The following is a 21,435-nucleotide window of genomic DNA, read 5'->3' on the forward strand; positions in this document are numbered from 1 at the left end:
GCCGCGAGCTCACGCCAGGGCGCGACGGCCGCTGAGCACTCCGGCAACCACGGCCACCAGCGCGAAGGCGGTGCCGATCAGGGCCTGACCCATCGACCACCAGGCGATGGTCACGCCGACGTAGATGAGCAGCTCCACGATCGCGCGGAGGAAGGGGTGCACGCGCAGCACGGCGCGGGGCGACAGGAACAGGGCCCACAGGACGAGAGCGATGAGCGGGGCGCCGACGCCGAACACGATGTTCCACGGCAGGTCCCAGCTCGCGAAGCCCCAGAGGGCGAGAGACGCGATCGCGACGAGCAGGACGACGACGCGCACGATGTCGAGGGCCGAGAGGGCCGGACGTTCGACGCCGGGGACGGGTGCGGGATCCGGGGTCATGGATCCAGTCTATTCGGCGATCGGCGCGTCCTCCGCCGGCACGGTCGCTGCGACCGCCGCTGCGGTCTCCACCACGGCGGGGGCGGGCTCCGCCACGGCAGGGGCGTCGACGGGCGCCGGAGCGGGCTCCACGGGCGCCGGCGCGGGCTCGACCGATGCCGGAGCGGGCTCGACAGGCGCAGGCGCGGTTTCGACCGGTGCCGGGGCGGGCTCGACCGGCGCCGCCGCCTCGGGAGCAGCGGCGACAGTGGCAGCGGCGACAGTGGCATCGGTGACGGCGGCATCGGCGACCGCGGCATCGGCATCGGCGACCGCATCGGCGTCCGCGACGGCCGGAGCAGCCTCATCGGCGTCCGCGAGCGAGCCGAGCGTGAGCGCCAACAGTGTGGTGTCGGTGGACGGTCCGGGACCGGCGGCCAGAACGTACCGGAAAGTCACGATCGTCGCGGCCGCGTCCCACAGCTGACTCGCCGTGGGGCGCAGGTCGATCGTCCCGGTCCCGTCGGCGCCGAGAACGATGCTGTCTCCGCCGCCGGTGCGGCCGTCGATCAGCGCCTCGACCTGCGTGCCGGCGGCGCCGGACACGGGGACGTAGTAGTGCAGCTGGATGCCCGTGAAGTCCAGCCTGGCCGTGCTCCACTGCGGGGCCTCGGTCGGCTCCGCCGGCTCGGTCGGGTCGACGGGCGTCTCGGGGTCGACGGGCGTCTCGGGGTCGACGGGAGTCTCGGGGTCGACGGGAGTCTCGGGGTCGACGGGAGTCTCCGGGTCGACGGGAGTCTCGGGGTCGACGGGCCCTGCCTCCTCCGGCGGCGCGACGGGCGCCGCAGGGACGACGGGCGGCGCGGGCTCCCCGGCGACCGGACCCGTCTGCTCGCTGGGTTGCGGGGAAGGCATGAGGTCGGCCGGAGGAACCGGCGCCTCCTCCTTCGTCTCGGGGGTCTCGATGACCACCGGCTCCTCCAGGTCCAACGAGGAGTCCGGCGCGATGTCCGTCGTGATGGACGACGGGTCGCTGTCCCCCGCGCTGGGCAGGGAGGTGGCGGGGTCCGCCCCGGCGAGCCCAGGCACGATGGCCGCGGCGGTGACGACGCCTGCCACGACCAGAGCGGCCGAACCTGCACCGACGAGTGCACCCATCCCGGTGAACACGCCCCCGGAGCTCGTGCCGCCGCCGGCGCCGCCGGAACCCGACCCCCCGGCGCCGGAGCCGGATGCGGCGAGACCGGTCGCGGCGTGACCGGCACCGCCGTCGCCCGCGAAGACCGCGCCGGGGATGCTCGAGGGCATCGCGGCCAGTGCGACGATCGGGGTTCCCGCACCCTGCAGGGTGGCGAGGTAGCCCGACGCTCCGGTGACTCCGAGCACGAGCGGCAGGAGCACGAGGGCGAGGCGCTTGGAGACGTCCTTCGCTTCGGCCGCGACGATCATGCAGCGGGCGCACTCGTCCAGGTGCAGCTCCAGGCGCTTGTGATCGCGCGTGCCGAGGTTCCCTCGCGAGTAGGCGCCGAGGTGCTCGATGGTCCACTGGCAGTCCGACCCAGGGGCCGCGCTGCGCAGGTGCGCCTGGATCCATGCTTCGCGCAGGCCCTCGCGAGCGCGGAACGCGAGCTGCGAGACGGCGCCGGCCTTCATGCCGAGCAGCGGACCCACATCCTGAGGCTTCATCTGCTCGATCTCGGTGTACCAGAGCACCTCCTGCCACCGGGACGGCAGGCTGCGGAACGCCTGCGCCGTGAGGCTGCGGTCGAGGGCCTCGTTCGAGGCGTGCTCGGTGCTGTCCGGATCGGCCACGGTGTCGAGCTCGTCGATCGCGGTCTCGCGACGAGCTCGGCCCCAGGCCGCCGCGGTGTTGCGGATGCTCGTGAACAGATAGGCGCGGAACGAGCCGTTGGGGCCGCCGCCCTTGATGATCGCCTGGTAGATGCGCGTGTACGCCTCCTGCACCAGGTCGTCGGGGTCGATGGACGACGTCACGGACCGTGCGACCGCGAGGCCGGACGGATAGTGGCGCTTCCAGAGTTCGCCGAAAGCCTCCGTGTCGCCCGAGCGGGCGCGAAGGATCAGGTCGGCATCGCCGATGGGCTCGTCAGGTGTGGTGTTCTCTCGGTGCACAATCATCCATCTGTCCCGGGGCGCGAGTCGCCCTCAGGAGAAGAGACGCAGGGAAGCGCATCTCATTACGCGGTTCAACGATTCTCTCCCGAATCCGTGCGCGGGGCCACCCCCAGCCGGCCATTTAAGGGAGATCCATGGCAGGCATCGAGCGGGCGGACAGAAACCATGGGCGGCGCGATAGCGGCTTCCGAAACTTTTTTTCGAAGTCGCGTAATGAACCGTGGAGTCCCTCGTCTCATCCGGTGGAGACAGCCACACGAACTCCTCCGGGGGGCGGAGTTCTGGCGCTGGTGCGGGGGGTCTGCACCAGGGGGCGGGTCGGGATCCTCGGGGGAGGAGCTCCCGGCCCCGCCCGCTCATACGGGGGGAACGGGCCGCCGATCTGGGGAGAACGGCGGCCCGCCACCCCCGCTCTATGGAGAGCCAGGCACCGATCTGGGGAGAACGGTGCCGGTCGATTCCGCTCTATGGGAGAGCCAGGCACCGATCTGGGGAGAACGGTGCTGGTCGATTCCGCTCTTTGGGAGAGCCAGGCACCGGTCTGGGGAGAACGGTGCCGGTCCACCCGCTCTATGGGAGAGTCCGACGCCGATCTGGGGAACGGTGCTGGTCGCTCTCGCTCTTCGGGAGAGAAGGGCCGCCGGTCTGGGGGAGAACGGCGGCCGTTCCCCCACTCGTCCGATCAGAAGCCGCAGCGCTGCGCGTCGCGCGGAGCGCTGCCTACTCGGAGGGCAGCGCCGGGCCCGTCCAGACCCGCGCGACGCGCAGCTCCGCGTCCAGCAGCACCGCATCGCCGAGCATGCCCGGACGCAGCGCCCCGAGGTGAGCGTCACGGCCGATGGCCTTCGCCGGCGTCTCGGTCAGGGCGCGCACCGCCTCCGCCAGCGGGACTCCGGCGCGCACCGAACGCAGCAGAGCCCCGTCCTGCGTGAGCGTGGACCCGGCGATCGAGCCGGTGTCGTCGGCTCTGGCGATGCCGTCCTGCACGGTCACGCGCACGGCGCCGAGATCGTAGTGGCCGTCCGCGCTGCCTGCTGCGGCCATGGCATCGGTGATGAGTGCCACGCGTCCAGGAGCCGCGTCGAAGACGAGCTTCACGACGGTCGGGTCCAGATGGATGTCGTCGGCGATGACCTCGAGGATCACCCGGTGATCAGCGGCCGCCGCCAGCACGGGGCCGGGCGCGCGGTGATGGATGCCGGGCATGGCGTTGAACGCGTGCGTCAGGATCGAGGCGCCCGCCTCGAAGGCGGCCACCGCCATCGCGGCGTCCGCGTCGGTGTGGCCGACCGCCGCGGCGGCGCCGGCGTCCACGATCTGACGGACGGCGTCGAGCCCTCCGGGCAGCTCGGGGGCGATGGTCACCTGGCGGACGGTGCCGCGCCCGGCATCGAGCAGGCGGGCCACGTCGTCTGCCACGGGATGCCGCAGCAGCGAAGGCTCGTGGGCACCGTGATGGCCGGGGTCGAGGAACGGACCCTCCAGATGCGAGCCGAGGATGTCGCCGTCGGTCTCGGTCAGATCGGCGATCGTCGCGACGCTCTGCGCGAGCGCATCCAGGGTGCCCGTCACGAGGGAGATCACGGCGCGCGTCGTGCCGTGCGCGCGATGCAGCGCGCGCCCGGTGCGGATCGCATCGACGCCGTCGTCGTAAGCGGCACCGGCGCCCCCATGCCCGTGGATGTCGACGAAGCCCGGCGTCAGGAGGGCCCCGTCACCCGCGAGCTGGGCGGCATCGATCACGACGTCGGCCGGCGCCCAGTCCGAGCCTGCGCCCCGCGCGGCGATGACGCCGTCCTCGATGCGGACCCAGCCGTCCTCCGCGATCTCTCCGCGGTCGACCAGTCGGGCGGAGTGGACGACCAGGGATCCGGTCGCGGAGGAATGGGTCGTCAACGTGCGCTCCAGGGGATCTCGGCAGAGGGGTGGAATTCGACCCCCTCAGCTTTCCACAGCGGTGCGAGGGATCCGACACGCACCCGGAACGACTCCCACGACCGCTCCGCGCCCTCGCGGGGGGACCAGGCGATCTCGGCCTGCGCGGCGGCGCGCGGGAACACCAGCTGCTCGACCTCGCCGAGCGTGCGGGTGGTCTCGGTCCACATCGGCGCCTCGACGCCGAGGATCGCGGCGTCCGGCACGTCCAGCACCGCCGTCGGCTCCCACTCGTAGGCCGAGCGCACGTCGATGATCGCGGCCCACGTGAGACCGAGCGGGAAGTCGGCCGTGTACTTCATGTCGAGGTAGGTCACATCGGCCGCCGACATGATCAGCGCCCCGCCGCGCTCGGCGAAGTGCGCGGCCTCCTCGGCGTGCGATCCCTGCGGGGTGGTCTTGCCCCAGTACTGGCCGACGGTGCCCTCGGCGATCCCTGCCGCGGAGCCCATCTCGTGCCAGGCGACAGGAGTCTTCCCCTCCTCGACCACGATCGCCGTGACGCGCTCGGCGAAGTGGTCGAAGTCGGCCTGCGGCGTGCCAAGGGACTCGTCGCCGCCGACGTGGATGTACGGTCCCGGCGTCAGCGCGGCGAGCTCGCGGACGACGTCGCGCACGAACTCGTACGTGCGCTCGGAGCGGATGCGGACGCTCGAGTGCCCGACGCCCCACCCCAGGTACGGCTCGCCCGCGACCGGCAGCGGCTGCCCGAGGCGCTCGGACTCCGTGATCAGGGTGTCGTTCATGACCGGCGCCTCCACGAGCTCCGGATAGGCGACGCCGATCGCGTGCGTGTGGCCGGGCAGGTCGATCTCGGGGATGACGATCATGTGCCGCGAGGCCGCGTGGGCGACGATCTCGCGATAGTCGTCCTGGGTGTAGAAGCCGCCGGGGTCGCCGTTCGCCGAGGTCGTGGCCGCACGCTCCGTCAGCAGGGGCCAGGAGTCGATATGCACGCGCCAGCCCTGGTCGTCGCTCAGATGCAGGTGCAGGTGGTTGTACTTCAACGCACTCGTCCGGTCGATGAAGCGCTTGACGTCGTCCACGCCGAAGAAGTGGCGCGCGACGTCGAGCATCACGCCGCGCCGGGCGAACCGCGGGGCGTCGGCGATGTCCGCGCACAGCAGGCCCCAGCCGGACTCGTCTTCGCGGAGCAGCTGCAGCAGCGTCTGGACGCCGTAGAACAGCCCCGCCTCGTCGGCGCCGGTGACGACCGCGCGCTCGCCGATCATGAGGGTGTAGGACTCGGCGTCCTCGGCGTCGGGGTCGACGCGCAGCTCGATCTCGGCCGGGCGCTCGGGCGTCGTGGCGAGGCTGATGCCGGTGCGGCGCTCGACCGCGTCGAGGAGCTGGGCGACGGCGGGGGAAGTGCCGTGCACGCGCGTCGTCGCGGTGATCGGCAGCCGTCCCTCCCCGGGGGTCGCGGAGACGGGCGTCGGCACGAGCGGAAGCGCATGAGGAAGGACCATGAACAAAACCTAGCGGGCGCAGCGCCCCAGGGGAACAGGGGAATCGAAACGATTCTGTACGCGGGTGGGAACGGGTCCCGGTGGCCGCCGCGCGGTGCTCTCCGCATCCGCTATGCTCATAACCGTCGCGACTGGCGTCTGGGTGGACTACCACCGGGGAGCGACTGACCACGGAATTCGACCGCGCGCCTGGGCCGATGCGAACACCCCTCGAATCCGTCGTCAAAGGAGCACGTCATGACCGACCGTTACTTCAACGCCCCGCTCGCCGAGGTCGACCCGGAGATCGCCGAGGTCCTCGACCGCGAGCTGAAGCGTCAGCAGACCTTCCTCGAGATGATCGCCTCGGAGAACTTCGTCCCCGTCTCGGTGCTGCAGTCGCAGGGCTCCGTGCTCACGAACAAGTACGCCGAGGGCTACCCCGGGCGCCGCTACTACGGCGGCTGCGAAGAGGTCGACGTCGCCGAGTCCCTGGCCATCGAGCGGGCGAAGAGCCTCTTCGGCGCCGAGTTCGCCAACGTCCAGCCGCACTCCGGCGCCTCAGCGAACGCCGCCGTGCTGCACGCCATCGCCCGCCCCGGCGACACGCTCCTCGGTCTGTCCCTCGACCAGGGCGGCCACCTCACGCACGGCATGAAGATCAACTTCTCGGGCCGCCTGTACGACATCGTCGCCTACGGCGTGAACCCGGAGACCTCGACCATCGACATGGACGAGGTGCGCCGCCTCGCCCTCGAGCACAAGCCGAAGGTCATCATCGCCGGCTGGTCGGCCTACCCGCGCACGATGGACTTCGCCGCCTTCCGGGCGATCGCCGACGAGGTCGGCGCGATCCTCTGGGTCGACATGGCGCACTTCGCGGGACTGGTCGCGGCCGGGCTGCACCCGAACCCCGTGCCGCACGCGCACGTGGTGTCGTCGACCGTGCACAAGACCATCGGCGGTCCGCGCTCGGGCTTCATCCTCACGAACGACGCCGAGATCGCCAAGAAGATCAACAGCGCCGTGTTCCCCGGCCAGCAGGGCGGCCCCCTCATGCACGTGATCGCCGCCAAGGCCACCGCGTTCAAGCTCGCCGGCACCCCCGAGTTCAAGGAGCGTCAGGAGCGCGTGCTGCGCGGCGCCGCGCTGATCGCCGAGCGGCTGTCGCAGCAGGACGTGAAGGACGCAGGCATCGCCGTGCGCTCCGGCGGCACCGACGTGCACCTGGTGCTGGTCGACCTGCGCGACGCGGAGATCGACGGCAAGCAGGCCGAAGACCTCCTGCACGACATCCACATCACCGTCAACCGCAACGCGGTGCCGAACGACCCGCGTCCGCCGATGGTGACCTCGGGTCTGCGCGTCGGCACCCCCGCGCTCGCGACCCGCGGCTTCGGCGACGCCGAGTTCACCGAGGTGGCCGACATCATCGCGCTCGCGCTGCTGCCCGGCGCCGACGTCGAGGCTCTGCGCGCGCGCGTCGACGCGCTCGCCGCCGCCTTCCCGCTCTACCCGGACCTGCAGCAGTGACCGCGGTCGTCCTCGACGGCAAGGCGGCAGCGGCCGAGATCCGCGCCGAGCTCACCGAGCGGGTCGCGGCGCTGAAGCAGAAGGGCATCACGCCCGGCATCGCGACCGTGCTCGTCGGCGCCGACCCCGCCTCGCAGCTCTACGTGGGCATGAAGCACCGGCAGTCCTCCGGCATCGGGATGAACTCGATCCAGCGCGAACTGCCCGCCGACGCCACGCAGGCCGAGGTGGAGGCGCTGATCGACGAGCTCAACGCCGACCCCGCGTGCCATGGTTACATCGTGCAGCTGCCGCTGCCGAAGCACCTGGACACGGACGCCATCCTGGAGCGGATCGACCCCGCCAAGGACGCGGACGGCCTCCACCCGACCAACCTCGGGCGGCTCGTGCTCAACGTCAACGCGCCGATCCACACGCCGCTGCCGTGCACGCCCCGTGGTGTGATCGAGCTGCTGCTGCGCAATGACTACGACCTGAAGGGCAAGCACGTGGTCGTCGTCGGCCGTGGTGTGACGATCGGCCGCTCGATCGGGCTGCTGCTCACGCGCCGCGACCTCAACGCCACGGTCACCCTGACGCACACCGGCACGGTCGACATGCCGCGGTACCTGCGGGAAGCGGACGTCATCGTCGCCGCGGCCGGGGTCAAGCACCTGATCCGCGCCGAGGACGTGAAGCCCGGCGCCGCGGTGCTCGACGTCGGCGTGACGCGCGAGACCGATCCGGAGACGGGCAGGAGCCTCGTGTTCGGCGATGTCGCGCCCGAGGTCGCCGAGGTCGCCGGGTACCTGTCGCCGAACCCCGGCGGCGTGGGGCCGATGACCGTGGCCCTGCTCATGACCAACGTCGTGGAGGCCGCAGAGCGCGTGGCCTGACCGGTGCCACGTCGCACTCTCACGCGAACGCCGCAGGAATCCGCACGATCCCTGCGGCGTTCGTGCGTTTCTGCGACCGCAGCCCTGGGCGTGGCGCGATCTCAGCCCTGGGCGTGCAGGCGTGTTCAGCCCTGGCCGTGCAGGGAGCTCTCGACGCCGCTGATGCGCGCCTGGTCGTCGAAGCGGAAGCTCGCTGTCCCCGTGGTGTCGGTGACCGTGGCGCCGCTGAACGCCTCGTCGGCCCAGGTGAGCGTCCACCCCGCCAGGCGGGCGAGGTCCCATACGGCCGTGCGAGCATCGGGCAGCGTCGTGGCGGACAGCACGCGGGGGAGCGCGACGACAGCATCCGCCACCGTGAGCGCGGGGATCGGTGCATCGAGCAGGAACACCGCGCGCGTGCCGCCGTCGACCGGGGCGGAGTAGTACGGCGAGCGGCCGGTGAGCTCCACCGCGACGCCGCCGACGGTGTGCGCGGCCTGGGCGATCGCGTCCGCGTCGACGGAGGCGTCGGCGGGGAACGGGACCTCGGCCGACGACAGCTCGGTGATGCCGTGCTCGGCGCCGTACGCCCGGAGCTGGGCGGCCACCCCCTGCGCGTCGCCCTGGGGGTGCGCCCAGGCCCACAGCAGCGAGCGGGGCCCGGGGGCGATCGTCGCGATCAGGTGCGCACGTGTCACGAGCTGCCTGGTCGGATCGGCCTCCGCGGTGAACGTGAGGGTGCCTGCCGTGAGGTCGGCGTCCCAGCGGTGCGCGCCCAGTGCGTCTGCTGCCGCGGAGAGGGCATCCTGACGGAGCGCGGTGAAGAGGGCGGCACGGTCGGCGAGAGGCTGGAGCGCGGCGAAGGTCATGACGACAGTCTCGCGGGATCGCCTATGAATCCGCCAGTTCCGCACGCACCGCCGAGGCCTCGGCCGGGCGTCCCATCCGCCACACGCTCGGCACGAGCAGCGTGATCAGGGCGACCGTCGCGTACACCGCCGCCGACGTGACCAGCACGGTGGAGGCATCGGCCCGGGTGATGAGCCAGCCGTACACGAGCGTGCCGATCGGCATCACCACGAAGCTGCCCAGCATGTCGTAGCTCGCCACCCGGGAGAGCTTCTCGCCGGGCACGTTCTCCATCATCGCGAGGTTCCATCCGGTCGCGAACACCTCGGCGCCCGCGCCCGCGATGAACGCCGCCATGGCCAGCAGCACGACGGCCGGATGCACCCCGAGCACGGTCAGCGGCACCGCGAACACGGCCATGCCGATCATCCCGTAGCGGAGCGGTCGCCGCAGCGGGAACCACATCAGCAGCAGGGTCATCACCAGGACCCCCGCGCCCTCCGCGCTGACGACCCACCCCCATCCGGCGATGCCGAGGCGGTCGTCGTTCTTGGCGATGTACGGACCCACCACACCCCACGCCCCGATGTGGATCGCGTTCATGATCATGAAGGCCAGCACGATCGTCCACAGCCACGATCGACCCCAGAACTCCTGCCAGCCCACGCGCAGGTCGCGGAACAGGGAGTCGCCCCCGCCGTGTGCGGGCGGCGGCAGCTTCACGAGCGCGAGCACCGGGATCGCGAGGAGCCAGCCCGCCGCCTGCACGACCATGGCCCACGCCGGCCCCGCGGTCGCCACGAGGACCCCCGCGATCACGGGTCCGCCGATGGTGACCGCCGAGCGCACGAACGACAGCATCGCGTTGGCCTGCTGCAGGTGGGCCGCCGTGGTCAGCTGCGGGATGATGCCCTGCATCGCCGGGAGCACGAACGCGGAGGAGGCGCCGTTGACCGCCGACAGGACCGCCAGCAGCGGCACCGTGGCGGAGCCCGTGAACAGGAGCGCGGCCATCGCTCCGACCGACAGGATGTCGATCACGTAGCAGGACTGGATGATCAGCGCGCGCGGCAGCCGGTCGGCGACGACACCGCCGAACAGCACGAAGACGATGTTGCTGACCGTGAAGGCGGCGAGGACGAGCGAGAGCGACCGGGCGTCGTTGTCGATCTCGAGCACCGCGAACGCGAGGGCGATCGACGACATCGATCCGGTGACGAGCGTGATCGCCCTGGCGACGAAGAACCAGCGGAAGTTGCGGTCCTGGAGCGCGGCGAGACCGCGGATCACGACCCGGTCCCGACGCTGCGCACCCGGCTATCCTGCCACGGCCCGCGTAGGCCCGACCTGCCCTCCGTGAACGCCGCTCAGTAGCTGGCGCGGGCGGAGCCGTCCGCGCCGAGGAAGCGCGCCGCCAGGCCCTCGGAGGCACGGGCGAGCAGTGCGACGTCGGCCCCGACCGCGACGAAGTCGGCGCCGGCCGCCAGATAGGCGTCGGCGGCGGCCGGGTCGAACGCGTTCACCCCCACGGGCTTCCCCGCGGCCTTCACCGCCGCGAACACGGTCTCGACCGCGGCCACCACTTGCGGGTGGGTCTGCTGGCCGAGGTGGCCCATCGAGGCGGACAGGTCGGACGGACCGACGAACACCGCATCCACGCCGTCGACCGCCGCGATGTCGGCCGCGGCCTCCACCCCCGCGGACGTCTCGATCTGCACCGTGAGCGAGGTGTGCTGCGCGGACTCCTGCAGGTACCGGTCCACGCGGTTCCAGCGGGCGCTGCGGGCCAGGGCGCTGCCGACGCCGCGCACGCCGAGCGGGGGATAGCGGGTGGCGGCGACCGCGGCCTCCGCCTCCGCCGCCGACGACACCATCGGGACGATCAGGTTCTGGGCGCCGAGGTCGAGGATCTGCTTGATCGCGACGGCGTCGTTGAACGGCGCCCGCACGAGCGGCGTGACCGGGTACGCGGCGACGGCCTGCAGCTGCAGCAGCACGGACTCGAGCGTGTTCGCCGAGTGCTCCATGTCGATCAGCAGCCAGTCCAGCCCCGACCCCGCGGCGACCTCGGCCAGCAGCGGACTGCCGGAGCAGACCCACATCCCCACCAACGGGTGATCGGCGGCGGCGAGGCGCTCGCGGAACGACGGCTCTAGACGAAGCGGCATGTGATGGTTCCCATCGGTCCGTAGTCGCACAGCACCTCATCGCCGCGCGACACCCACATCGGGCGCGTGAACGATCCTGCCAGGATGATCTCGCCCGCCTCCAGGCGCGCGCCGTGCTGATGGAACTTGTTCGCCAGCCAGGCGACGCCCGTGGCGGGGTGGCCGAGGACGCCGGCGGCGACCCCGGTCTCCTCGATCTCGCCGTTGCGCGAGAGCACGCCGGGCACCCACCGCAGGTCGATCTCGTCCGGCCGCTTGCGCACGGTGCCGAGCACCATCGCGCCGTAGGCGGCGTTGTCGCTGATGGTGTCGACGATCGTGCGGCCCTCCAGCTCGATGTGCGAGTTCAGCACCTCGAGCGCCGGGACGGCGTAGTCGATCGCGGCCAGTGCGTCCTCCAGGGTGCAGTCCGGGCCTTCGAGCGGCTCCTTGAGCACGAACGCCAGCTCCACCTCGATGCGGACGTTGGAGAAGTGGTCGGTGGGGATCTCGGCACCCGACTCGTACACGGTGTCGTCGAACATCACGCCGTAGTCGGGCTCGGTGATACCTGTGGCCTGCTGCATGGCCTTCGACGTGAGGCCGATCTTGCGCCCGACGAGCGTGCGCCCGGCCGCGACCTGCGAGTCGCGCCACACGCCCTGGATGGCGTACGAGTCCTCGACCGTCGCCTCGGGGTAGCGCGCGGTGATGCGCGGGATCACCCCGTGCGTGCGGTCGGCCTCCGCCAGCTCGGCGGCGATCTGCGTGATGGTCTCCTGCGTCAGCATTTCCCGTTCCCCGTCTCTTCCCTCGTCCGTGCGCCTCGCCCGCGCGGCGGCCCCTCGGTGCATCCGGGAGGCCGCCGCGAGCGGCTCAGAGCTGGTGGCCCAGCTTGTACTCGCCCTGCTTCCACTCCGGCATCGAGCCCTCGCCCTCGTCCTGACGGGTGTAGGAGAAGCCGTCGGCGCCGATGGTCACGGCCATCTCGCTCGAGTCGGTGCGGGCGACCACGGGCTGCGGGTTGCCGTCGAGGTCGAGCACGAGCGAGGCGTCCGTGTACCAGGAGGGGACCACGGGGGTGCCCCACCAGTCGCGACGCTGGTTGTCGTGCACATCCCACGTGACCACGGGGTTGTCGGGGTCGCCCGTGTAGTAGTCCTGCGTGTAGATCTCGACGCGGTGGCCGTCGGGGTCGCGCAGGTAGAGGTAGAACGCGTTGGAGACGCCGTGGCGGCCCGGGCCGCGCTCGATCGCGTCGGAGCGGCGCAGCGCGCCCAGCTTGTCGCAGATCGCCAGGATGTTGTGCTTCTCGTGCGTGGCGAACGCGACGTGGTGCATGCGCGGGCCGTCGCCGCCGGTGGCCGCGGTGTCGTGCACCGTGGGCTTGCGGCGCATCCACGCGGCGTACACGGTGCCCTCGTCGTCCTGGATGTCCTCCGTGACGCGGAAGCCGAGGTCCTGGTAGTGACGCACGGCACGCGGCACGTCGGGGGTGACCTGATTGAAGTGGTCCAGGCGCACCAGCTCGCCCGGGGTGTGCAGGTCGTAGCGCCACGACAGGCGCTCCACGTGCTCGGTCGCGTAGAAGAACTCGTACGGGAAGCCCAGCGGGTCCACCACGCGCACCGAGTCGCCGATGCCCTTCACGAAGCCGTTCTCGTTGCGGCGGACGTCGCAGCCGATCTCGGTGTAGAACTCCACGGCGCGGTCGAGGTCCTCCGCCGAGCGCACCCGGTAGGAGAACGCGGCGACGGCAGCGACCGGTCCCTTGCGCAGCACCAGGTTGTGGTGGATGAACTCCTCGGTCGAGCGCAGGTAGATCGCCTCGTCGTCCTCCTCGGTCACGTACAGGCCGAGGATGTCGACGTAGAACTGGCGCGATGCGGCGAGGTCCGTCACCACGAGCTCCATGTACGCGCAGCGCAGGATGTCCGGCGGGGTGCTCTTCGGCGTCGCGACCGGGTTGTCGGTCTGGATCGGCGCCTCCTGGCTCACGTAGTAGCCCGAGGAGGTGAGGGTCTTGGCTGTCTTCTCTGTCATGTCCTGATCCTTGTTCTCGTGGCGGTGGGGGTCAGCTCTCGGCGTCTTCCGCGGACTCGGCCACGTCCTCCGCCGGCGACGACTTGCCGAACGTGGGGTTGTGCGCAGGTCCCAGCGTGATGTGCACGCTCTGCTGGTCCGTGTAGAAGTCGATGGATCGGTAGCCGCCCTCATGACCGAGGCCCGAGGCCTTGACGCCGCCGAACGGGGTGCGGAGGTCGCGCACGTTGTTGCTGTTCAGCCACACCATGCCGGCCTCGACCGACTGCGCGAAGTTGTGCGCGCGCTTGAGGTCGTTCGTCCAGATGTAGGCCGCGAGACCGTACTTCGTGTTGTTGGCGAGCGCCAGCGCCTCCTCGTCGGAGTCGAACGGAGTGATCGCGACGACAGGGCCGAAGATCTCCTCCTGGAAGATGCGGGCGTCGGGAGCGACGTCGGCGAACACGGTCGGCGCGACGAAGTTGCCCTCCTCGAAGCCTTCGGGGCGACCGCCGCCGGCGACGAGACGGCCCTCGCTCTTGCCGATCTCGACGTAGCTCATGACCTTCTCGTAGTGCTCGGGGTGCACGAGCGCCCCCACCTCGGTCGCGGGGTCGTGCGGGTAGCCGACCTTCACGCGCTTCGCCTGCGCGGCGTAGCGCTCCACGAACTCCTCGTAGATCGAGCGCTCCACGATGATGCGGGAGCCGGCGGTGCAGCGCTCGCCGTTGAGGGAGAAGACGCCGAAGATGGTCGCGTCGACCGCGGCCTCCAGGTCGGCGTCGGCGAACACGACGGCGGGGGACTTGCCGCCCAGCTCCATCGACAGCCCCTTGAGGTACGGGGCGGCGTTGCCGAAGATGATCTGGCCCGTGCGGCTCTCGCCCGTGAACGAGATGAGCGGCACGTCCGGGTGCTTGACGAGGGCGTCACCCGCATCCTCCCCGAGACCGTTGACGAGGTTGAACACGCCCTGGGGCAGCCCGGCCTCCTCGAAGATGCCTGCCCACAGGGAGGCGGACAGCGGCGTGAACTCGGCCGGCTTCAGCACGACCGTGTTGCCGGTCGCGAGAGCGGGGCCGAGCTTCCAGGACTCGAGCATGAACGGCGTGTTCCACGGCGTGATGAGCCCGGCGACGCCGATCGGCTTGCGGTTGACGTAGTTCATCTGGCGACCGGGCACCTTGAAGGCGTCATCGGCCTGCGCCACGATCAGATCCGCGAAGAAGCGGAAGTTCTCGGCGGCACGACGGGCCTGCCCGAGCGCCTGCGTGATCGGCAGACCGGAGTCGTACGACTCCAGCTCGGCGAGACGCGCGTCGCGCGACTCCACGAGATCGGCGATCCGGTGCAGCACGCGGGAGCGCTCGCGGGGGAGCATGCGCGGCCACGGGCCCTCGTCGAACGCGCGCTTGGCGGCGGCCACGGCCAGGTCGATGTCGGCCTTCTTGCCGGCGGCGGCGGTCGTGTAGGTCTTGTTGGTGACCGGGTCGAGCACGTCGAACGTGTCGCCGTCGACCGAGTCGACGAACGCGCCGTCGATGTAGTGCTGGATGTGGTCGGGCAGGTCGGCGGGGATGCGGGAGTCGGTCATGATGCTTCTCCTTCGGCGGGGACGGAACGGGTGTGCAGCGCATCGAGGAACGCATCCCTCGTGCGCCAGCGGTGGTTGCGGGCGGCGAGCTCGATCTCCAGCGGCTCGGCGCCGTCGCGGATCAGCTCGAGGATCTGGGCGTGCTCGTCCACCGAGTGATGCGCCCGGCCAGGCACGTACGCGAACGTCGAGTCGCGGATGCCAGACAGGCGCGCCCAGCCGCGGTGCACGAGGTCGAGCAGGTGCGGATTGGGGCACGGCTCGAACAGCACCGAGTGGAACTGCCGGTTGAGCTCGGTGAACGTGTGCGGGTCGAAGTGGTCGAGCAGCCGGCTCATGCGCTCATTGACCTCCGCGGCCTGCGCGAGCGCATCGGCGTCGAGCAGGGGAGCGGACAGAGCGGTCGCGGCGCCTTCGACGAGTCCGAGGGTCTGCATCGTGTGGGCGTACTCGCCCTCGTCGACGAGGGTCACGCGGGCGCCGACGTTGCGCTCGAAGGTCACGAGCCCCTCGGCCTCCAGCCGGCGGATGGCCTCGCGCACCGGCACAACGCTCATGCCGAGCTCCTCGGCGATCGGCCCGAGCACGAGGCGGTAGCCGGGGCCGTACGTGTGCGCCGAGATGCGCGCGCGGATCCAGGTGTAGGCCTGCTCCGACTTGCTGGCGCTCTCGACCGTGCTCACTGCTGCTCCGCTCCGGCCCCGGTCGCCTGCTCGTAACGCGCGCGCCATTCGGCGTTGAGGGGGAAGAGTCCGTCCACCGCGTGACCAGCGGCGACCTGCTCAGCGATCCACGCGTCCTCGACCTCCTGCGCGATGGCGTCGGCGGCGACCTCCGCGGCCAGGGCCGGCGGGATCACGATCACGCCGTCGCCGTCGCCGACGATGATGTCTCCCGGCTGCACGGTCGCGCCGCCGCAGGAGATGGTCACATCGACGTCCCACGGCACGTGCTTGCGGCCGAGCACGGAGGGGTGGGCGCCCTGCGAGAACACCGGAAGGCCGATCTCGGCGACGGCATCGAAGTCGCGCACGCCGCCGTCCGTCACGACACCGGCGGCGCCGCGCGCCTTCGCACGCAGGGCGAGGATGTCGCCGAGCGTGCCGGTGGTGGCATCGCCGCGGGCCTCGATGACGATGACCTCGCCCTCCGCGACCGCGTCGAACGCGCGCTTCTGCGCGTTGTAGCCGCCGCCGTGTGTCGTGAACAGGTCTTCGCGGAACGGGACGAAGCGGAGCGTCTTCGCGGTGCCGACGATCTTGGTGCCGGAGAGGTTCGCGGAGACGCCGTCGACGAAGCAGGCGTGGTGGCCGCGCTTGCGCAGCTGCGCCGACAGGCCGGCGGTCGGCGCCTCCAGGAGCTGGGCGCGCAGTTCGGGGGTGAGGGTCGGCGCGGCCTCGACGGGCGGAAGGCCCGCCTCTTCGCGCGAGCCCCAGGCCTCCGTGCGCTGCAGGTCGTCGACGGCGGGGAGCGAGCCCAGGTCGCCATCGAAGGGCGTGTCGCCCTGGGTCACCGTGGTCACCAGCCGCCCGGAGGTCGGGGCGCCGGGGGCGTCGGGGGCGTCCACCTCGACCTCGACCACGTCTCCGGGGACGATGACGGAGGACCCGGCGGGAGTGCCGGTGAGGATGACGTCGCCCGTCTCGAGGGTGAAGTGCTGCGAGAGGTCGGCGACGAGCTGCGCGAGCGGGAAGATCAGCCCGGCGGTGGTGTCGTCCTGCCGGAGCTCGCCGTTGACCCAGGTGCGCACGCGCAGGGCGGCGGGGTCGACCGTGCGCGCGTCGATCAGCCCGGGGCCGAGCGGCGTGTAGCCGTCTCCGCCCTTGGAGCGGACGTTGGAGCCCTTGTCGTTGGCGCGCAGGTCGTACAGACCCAGGTCGTTGGAGGCGGTGACGGCCTGCACGTGGTCCCAGGCCTCGGCGAGCGAGACGTGCCGGGCCGGGGTGCCGATGATCAGCGCGATCTCGCCCTCGAACGCCAGCAGCTCGGTGCCGGCCGGGCGCTCGACGGTGCCGCCGGACGCGGCCACGGAACTGGCGGGCTTGAAGAAGTAGGAGGGGGCGGCGGGGCGCCTGCCGCGCTGATCGGCGCGAGAGGCGTAGCTCAGGTGGATCGCGATGATCTTGCCGGGGCGGCTGATGGTGTCCGTCACGGAGGCGCCTCCTCGCGCTCGTCGTCGACGCCTTGTGCGTCGTATTCGAAATCATATATCATCGTTTCACCCCTCGGCAAGCAACTTCGGATTCACGTCCGCGCGCGCCGTGACAATGCGGTCACAAGCAAAAGGAGACCCCGATGAGCGGGCAGTCACAGGACGGGTTCACACCCACAGGCACCATCGCGACGGCGGCCGACCGGCGTCGCGTCGTGTTCGCCACCGTCGTCGGCACCACCGTGGAGTGGTACGACTTCTTCATCTACGCCACGGCCGTCGGCCTGGTGTTCGGACAGCTCTTCTTCGCCCCGCTCGGCGAGAACAGTGCCCTGATCGGCTTCGCCACGGTCGGCGTGAGCTTCCTCTTCCGCCCGCTCGGCGCCTTCCTCGCCGGGCACTACGGCGACAAGCTCGGACGCAAGGCCGTGCTGATGTGGACGCTGATCCTGATGGGAGCGGCCACCGCGCTCATCGGCATCCTGCCGACCTACGAGACCATCGGCATCGCGGCGCCCGTGCTGCTCGTGCTGCTGCGCATCGTGCAGGGCATCTCGGCGGGCGGCGAGTGGGGCGGCGCGGTGCTGATGGCCGTCGAGCACGCTCCCCGCAAGAAGCGCGGCATCTTCGGCGCCTCCCCGCAGATCGGTGTGCCGCTCGGCCTGCTGCTCGCCTCCGGCGTGATGGCGCTGATGACCGCGATCGCCCCCGGCGACCAGTTCCTGGCGTGGGGCTGGCGCGTGCCGTTCCTGCTCAGCGTGGTGCTCATCCTCGTCGGCTACTACGTGCGGCGCCGCGTGGAGGAGAGCCCGGTGTTCGCCGAGCTCGCCGAGCGCAAGGAGAAGGCGAAGATGCCGATCGTGCAGCTGTTCCGCAAGCACCTGCTGCTCGTGATCGTCGCCGCGCTCGTGTTCGCGGGCAACAACGCGGTGGGCTACATGACCACCGGCGGCTACATCCAGGGCTACGCGACCGACCCCGCAGGCCCCATCGGTCTCGAGCGCGGTCCCGTGCTGTGGGCCGTCGCAGGCTCCGCCGTCACCTGGCTGCTGACCACGCTGCTCGCCGGGTGGGTGTCCGACCGGATCGGCCGCCGCAGCACGTACATCGTCGGCTGGGTGCTGCAGCTGGTCGGCGTGTTCACGCTGTTCCCGCTCGTCAACACGGGCGAGATCGGGCTGCTGTTCGCCGGGCTCGCGATCCTCACGATCGGCCTCGGCTTCACGTACGGCCCGCAGGCGGCGCTCTACACCGAGCTGTTCCCGGCGAGCATCCGCTTCTCGGGCGTCTCGATCTCCTACGCCATCGGCGCGATCGCCGGCGGGGCCTTCGCGCCCACCATCGCCACGGCCATCGTGAAGGCCACGGGCTCCACGGGAGCGGTGACCTGGTACCTCGCCGGGATGACTCTGCTCGGCCTGATCGCGACGCTGCTGCTGCGCGACCGCTCGGGCATCCCGCTGGGTCCCGACCACGAGGAGGAGCAGTCCGTGAGCCCCATCCGCGGGCTCGCCAAGGCCTGATCCCTCCGATGCCCGTCCGCCACCCGGCGGGCGGGCATCGTCGTGTCTGCGGCTTGGTGCGGGCGGCGGGATGGCGGCTGGCGCGCTGGCGCGGGCGTCGTCGGGATCGCGGCTGGCGCGCTGCGGGGCCGGGTTGTCGCGTCTGCCGGCGGCGCTGACGTCAGCCGTCGAGCGCCTCGCGGATGAGGTCTGCGGAGCGCTGCAGGCGCGCGGCGATCTCGGCGTCGTCGAGGTCGGTCGCGACGTGCACCACGGCGATCGCGGCGGGGCGCTGTCCACGCAGCGCGAGGGGGACGGCCACCGACTGCACCGTCGGGATCACCTCGTCGTGGCTCGTCGCGAAGCCGCGGCTGAGCATCGTGTCGATGTCCGCGCGCAGGGCGACGCTGATGTCGCTGGGGCGCTCGGCGGGCTCCAGCTGCGCGAGGATCGCCTTGCCCGGTGCCCCGACCGTCACGGGGTGGCGTGCGCCGGGGCGCTGCGCGACGCTGGCGACCGCGTGCCGCGGTTCCACGCTCGCGAGCGTGATGCACTCGGCCGCATCCAGCACGGCGAGGAAGCAGGTCATGCCGAGCTCGTTCGCGATCGCCGTGAGCTCGGGGAGCGCCTCCGCCTGGAGGTCGTGTGCGACGCCCGCGGCGAGAGCCGCCATCCGCGCGCCGAGGTTGACGGCGCCGGCGGCGTCGCGCGAGACCAGCCCGTGGTCCTCCAGGGTGCGCAGCAGGCGGTACGCGATGGAGCGGTGCACGCCGAGCCGCAGCGCGATCTCGTCGATCGTGAGCGGTCCTCGCGCGTCGGCCAGCACCTCGAGGATGCGGATGCCGCGGCTCAGGGTCTGGGAGGCGGGGGCGGCGGTCGTGCGGTCCGGCATGCGTGCGCTCCTTGCGATGCGAGGGACGGCGGTTTAGGCTGTGTTCAATAGTAGAACATTGTGTTCGAATATAGAACACGAATGTTCCGGGACGCAACACCCGACAGAGACGTCCGGAAGGAATCGACGACGATGCAGTTCCACCACCACGGCTACGTGTCCGGAGACCCGCGCGTGCAGGACGCCGCAGGCATCGGCACCGACCGGCCCGCCGACCTGCCCGACGAGGTCGACGTGCTGATCGTCGGCTCGGGCCCGGCCGGCATGCTGCTCGCCGCGCAGATGTCGCAGTACCCCGACATCTCCACGCGCCTCATCGAGAAGCGCGAGGGGCGGCTCGTGCTCGGCCAGGCCGACGGCATCCAGCCGCGCAGCGTCGAGACGTTCCAGGCGTTCGGCTTCGCCGAGCGCATCATCGCCGAGGCCTACAACATCGGCTGGATGAACTTCTGGGGCCCGGACCCCGACGATCGCAGCCGGATCGTCCGCACCTCCCGCACCGCCGACTACGCCTACGACATCTGCGAGTTCCCGCACCTGATCGTGAACCAGGCCCGGGTGCTCGACTACTTCGCCGAGGCCGCCGTCAACGGTCCCGGCCGCATCAAGCCCGACTACGGAGTGGAGTTCCTCGGACTCACCGTGCACGACGAGGGGGAGTACCCCGTCGAGGTGCGGGTGCGGTTCCTCGCCGGCGACCGCGCCGGCGAGGAGCGCACCATCCACGCCAAGTACGTCGCGGGGTGCGACGGTGCACGCAGCGGGGTACGCGAGGCCATCGGCCGCAAGCACGTGGGCGGCATCTCCGCGCACGCCTGGGGCGTCATGGACGTGCTCGTCAACACCGACTTCCCCGACTGGCGCACCAAGTGCGCGATCAACTCGGCCGCGGGCAACATCCTGCACATCCCGCGCGAGGGCGGCTACCTGAGCCGGATGTACATCGACCTGGGCGAGGTCGCCGCGGACGACGACCACCGCGTGCGGCAGACCCCGATCGAGGAGATCATGCGCCGGGCCAACGAGATCCTGCACCCGTACACGCTCGACGTGCGCGAGGTCGCCTGGCACAGCGTGTACGAGGTCGGCCACCGGGTCACCGACGGCTTCGACGACGTCGACGAGGGGGAGGAGCGCACGCCTCGCGTGTTCCTCACCGGCGACGCGTGCCACACGCACAGCGCCAAGGCCGGACAGGGCATGAACGTGTCGATGCAGGACGGCTTCAACCTCGGATGGAAGCTCGGCTCCGTGCTGAGCGGTCGTGCGCCCGAATCCCTGCTCGCGACCTACGGCGCGGAGCGTCGCCCCGTCGCGCAGCAGCTGATCGACTTCGACCGCGAGTGGTCGAGCCTCATGGCGCGCAAGCCGGAGGAGATCTCCGACCCCAACGACCTGGCCACGTACTACCTGGCGACGGCCGAGTTCCCGTCCGGGTTCATGACGCAGTACACCGCGTCGATGATCATCGGCTCCGACGCGCACCAGGACCTCGCCGCGGGATACCCGCTCGGCAAGAGGTTCAAGTCGGCCGAGGTCGTGCGCGTGGGCGACGGCAACGTGATCCACCTGGGGCACCATGCCAAGGCCGACGGTCGCTGGCGCGTGTACGCCTTCGGCGACCGGACCGGAGAGGCGCTGGCCCGCTGGGCGGAGGCGGCCGCCCCGGTGTTCGCACGCTTCACCCCGGCCGACGCCGACGAGGACGCGGTGTTCGACGTGAAGGCCGTGTACCGGCAGCCGTTCGAAGAGGTCGAGGTCACGGCGGCTCCCGCGCTGTTCCAGCCGCAGACCGGCCCGTTCGGGCTCACCGACTGGGAGAAGGTGTACGCCGCGGGGCCGAGCAAGTGGTGCGCCACGGACATCTTCGAGGCGCGCGAGGTCTCCCGTGACGGGGCCGTCGTGGTGGTGCGTCCGGATCAGTACGTCGCGGCGATCCTGCCGCTCGACGGGGTGGAGGAGCTGTCCGGCTTCCTGGACGGCGCGCTGCTCCCCGCCCGCTGACTCGGGG

At 71.2% G+C, this 21,435-nt stretch carries 17 protein-coding genes and 1 riboswitch; of the genes, 4 read left to right on the forward strand and 13 right to left on the reverse strand.

Annotated elements, in window-relative coordinates; translation table 11 throughout:
• Positions 1-9: 9 nt before the first annotated feature.
• The 4 genes from M3C17_RS08000 to M3C17_RS08015 form a co-directional block, all read right to left on the reverse strand.
• Positions 10-381, reverse strand: a complete 372-nt coding sequence (locus M3C17_RS08000; protein WP_259977119.1) for a YrdB family protein — start codon at positions 379-381, stop codon at positions 10-12.
• 9 nt (positions 382-390) lie between these two features.
• Complete coding sequence (locus M3C17_RS08005; protein WP_259977120.1) at positions 391-2,499, reverse strand: sigma-70 family RNA polymerase sigma factor; 2,109 nt, start codon at positions 2,497-2,499, stop codon at positions 391-393.
• A gap of 717 nt (positions 2,500-3,216) precedes the next feature.
• Positions 3,217-4,392 carry an N-acetylglucosamine-6-phosphate deacetylase gene (locus tag M3C17_RS08010; protein ID WP_259977121.1) on the reverse strand — a complete coding sequence of 392 codons (1,176 nt, stop codon included), beginning with the start codon at positions 4,390-4,392 and terminating at the stop codon, positions 3,217-3,219.
• On the reverse strand, positions 4,389-5,900 hold the full coding sequence (locus M3C17_RS08015; RefSeq protein WP_259977122.1) for a beta-N-acetylhexosaminidase: 1,512 nt from the start codon (positions 5,898-5,900) through the stop codon (positions 4,389-4,391). Before M3C17_RS08015 ends, M3C17_RS08010 begins: the two co-directional genes overlap by 4 nt.
• Positions 5,901-6,017: 117 nt before the next feature.
• Positions 6,018-6,102: riboswitch (ZMP/ZTP riboswitch) on the forward strand.
• Between the two features lie 35 nt (positions 6,103-6,137).
• On the opposite strand from M3C17_RS08015, the gene glyA reads away from it, so the two are divergent.
• The gene (gene glyA / locus M3C17_RS08020; protein ID WP_259977123.1) at positions 6,138-7,412 is read left to right on the forward strand and encodes a serine hydroxymethyltransferase; all 1,275 of its coding nucleotides are present in this window, start codon (positions 6,138-6,140) and stop codon (positions 7,410-7,412) included.
• Positions 7,409-8,287 carry a bifunctional methylenetetrahydrofolate dehydrogenase/methenyltetrahydrofolate cyclohydrolase gene (locus M3C17_RS08025; protein ID WP_259977125.1) on the forward strand — a complete coding sequence of 293 codons (879 nt, stop codon included), beginning with the start codon at positions 7,409-7,411 and terminating at the stop codon, positions 8,285-8,287. The genes glyA and M3C17_RS08025 overlap by 4 nt, the downstream gene beginning before the upstream one ends.
• A 125-nt stretch (positions 8,288-8,412) precedes the next feature.
• Here M3C17_RS08025 and M3C17_RS08030 read toward each other — a convergent pair whose 3' ends face one another.
• From M3C17_RS08030 to M3C17_RS08065, 8 genes are all read right to left on the reverse strand, one after another.
• Positions 8,413-9,135 carry a DUF6882 domain-containing protein gene (locus M3C17_RS08030; protein ID WP_259977126.1) on the reverse strand — a complete coding sequence of 241 codons (723 nt, stop codon included), beginning with the start codon at positions 9,133-9,135 and terminating at the stop codon, positions 8,413-8,415.
• A gap of 22 nt (positions 9,136-9,157) precedes the next feature.
• On the reverse strand, positions 9,158-10,405 hold the full coding sequence (locus M3C17_RS08035; RefSeq protein ID WP_259977127.1) for an MFS transporter: 1,248 nt from the start codon (positions 10,403-10,405) through the stop codon (positions 9,158-9,160).
• A gap of 77 nt (positions 10,406-10,482) precedes the next feature.
• On the reverse strand, positions 10,483-11,283 hold the full coding sequence (locus tag M3C17_RS08040) for an HpcH/HpaI aldolase/citrate lyase family protein (RefSeq protein WP_259977128.1): 801 nt from the start codon (positions 11,281-11,283) through the stop codon (positions 10,483-10,485).
• The gene (locus M3C17_RS08045; RefSeq protein WP_259977129.1) at positions 11,268-12,053 is read right to left on the reverse strand and encodes a fumarylacetoacetate hydrolase family protein; all 786 of its coding nucleotides are present in this window, start codon (positions 12,051-12,053) and stop codon (positions 11,268-11,270) included. Before M3C17_RS08045 ends, M3C17_RS08040 begins: the two co-directional genes overlap by 16 nt.
• An 85-nt stretch (positions 12,054-12,138) precedes the next feature.
• The gene (gene hpaD, locus M3C17_RS08050; RefSeq protein WP_259977131.1) at positions 12,139-13,305 is read right to left on the reverse strand and encodes a 3,4-dihydroxyphenylacetate 2,3-dioxygenase; all 1,167 of its coding nucleotides are present in this window, start codon (positions 13,303-13,305) and stop codon (positions 12,139-12,141) included.
• Between the two features lie 31 nt (positions 13,306-13,336).
• Entirely contained in the window at positions 13,337-14,878 is a 1,542-nt protein-coding gene (hpaE, locus tag M3C17_RS08055; protein ID WP_259977132.1) for a 5-carboxymethyl-2-hydroxymuconate semialdehyde dehydrogenase, read from the reverse strand.
• The gene (locus M3C17_RS08060) at positions 14,875-15,561 is read right to left on the reverse strand and encodes a GntR family transcriptional regulator (protein ID WP_259977133.1); all 687 of its coding nucleotides are present in this window, start codon (positions 15,559-15,561) and stop codon (positions 14,875-14,877) included. Before M3C17_RS08060 ends, hpaE begins: the two co-directional genes overlap by 4 nt.
• Positions 15,558-17,030 carry a fumarylacetoacetate hydrolase family protein gene (locus M3C17_RS08065; RefSeq protein WP_259977134.1) on the reverse strand — a complete coding sequence of 491 codons (1,473 nt, stop codon included), beginning with the start codon at positions 17,028-17,030 and terminating at the stop codon, positions 15,558-15,560. Before M3C17_RS08065 ends, M3C17_RS08060 begins: the two co-directional genes overlap by 4 nt.
• A 143-nt stretch (positions 17,031-17,173) precedes the next feature.
• Between M3C17_RS08065 and M3C17_RS08070 the strand changes: the two genes are divergently transcribed.
• Positions 17,174-18,553: an MFS transporter gene (locus M3C17_RS08070; protein ID WP_259977135.1), complete on the forward strand. Its 1,380-nt coding sequence runs from the start codon at positions 17,174-17,176 to the stop codon at positions 18,551-18,553.
• A gap of 160 nt (positions 18,554-18,713) precedes the next feature.
• Here the strand turns inward: M3C17_RS08070 and M3C17_RS08075 are convergent, their stop codons facing one another.
• The gene (locus tag M3C17_RS08075) at positions 18,714-19,424 is read right to left on the reverse strand and encodes an IclR family transcriptional regulator (RefSeq protein WP_259977136.1); all 711 of its coding nucleotides are present in this window, start codon (positions 19,422-19,424) and stop codon (positions 18,714-18,716) included.
• A 132-nt stretch (positions 19,425-19,556) separates the two neighbouring features.
• On the opposite strand from M3C17_RS08075, the gene M3C17_RS08080 reads away from it, so the two are divergent.
• Positions 19,557-21,428: an FAD-dependent monooxygenase gene (locus tag M3C17_RS08080; protein WP_259977137.1), complete on the forward strand. Its 1,872-nt coding sequence runs from the start codon at positions 19,557-19,559 to the stop codon at positions 21,426-21,428.
• Positions 21,429-21,435 lie beyond the last annotated feature (7 nt).

It is taken from the genome of Microbacterium sp. p3-SID336 (assembly GCF_025143365.1).
Classification (GTDB): Bacteria; Actinomycetota; Actinomycetes; order Actinomycetales; family Microbacteriaceae; genus Microbacterium.

Bases quoted from the DNA above. Each gene is read 5' to 3' on its own strand.
- M3C17_RS08000 (WP_259977119.1), bottom strand. From the start codon at position 381: ATGACCCCGGATCCCGCACCCGTCCCCGGCGTCGAACGTCCGGCCCTC.
- M3C17_RS08005 (WP_259977120.1), bottom strand. From the start codon at position 2,499: ATGATTGTGCACCGAGAGAACACCACACCTGACGAGCCCATCGGCGAT.
- M3C17_RS08015 (WP_259977122.1), bottom strand. From the start codon at position 5,900: ATGGTCCTTCCTCATGCGCTTCCGCTCGTGCCGACGCCCGTCTCCGCG.
- glyA (WP_259977123.1), top strand. From the start codon at position 6,138: ATGACCGACCGTTACTTCAACGCCCCGCTCGCCGAGGTCGACCCGGAG.
- M3C17_RS08030 (WP_259977126.1), bottom strand. From the start codon at position 9,135: ATGACCTTCGCCGCGCTCCAGCCTCTCGCCGACCGTGCCGCCCTCTTC.
- M3C17_RS08040 (WP_259977128.1), bottom strand. From the start codon at position 11,283: ATGCCGCTTCGTCTAGAGCCGTCGTTCCGCGAGCGCCTCGCCGCCGCC.
- M3C17_RS08045 (WP_259977129.1), bottom strand. From the start codon at position 12,053: ATGCTGACGCAGGAGACCATCACGCAGATCGCCGCCGAGCTGGCGGAG.
- hpaD (WP_259977131.1), bottom strand. From the start codon at position 13,305: ATGACAGAGAAGACAGCCAAGACCCTCACCTCCTCGGGCTACTACGTG.
- hpaE (WP_259977132.1), bottom strand. From the start codon at position 14,878: ATGACCGACTCCCGCATCCCCGCCGACCTGCCCGACCACATCCAGCAC.
- M3C17_RS08070 (WP_259977135.1), top strand. From the start codon at position 17,174: ATGAGCGGGCAGTCACAGGACGGGTTCACACCCACAGGCACCATCGCG.
- M3C17_RS08075 (WP_259977136.1), bottom strand. From the start codon at position 19,424: ATGCCGGACCGCACGACCGCCGCCCCCGCCTCCCAGACCCTGAGCCGC.
- M3C17_RS08080 (WP_259977137.1), top strand. From the start codon at position 19,557: ATGCAGTTCCACCACCACGGCTACGTGTCCGGAGACCCGCGCGTGCAG.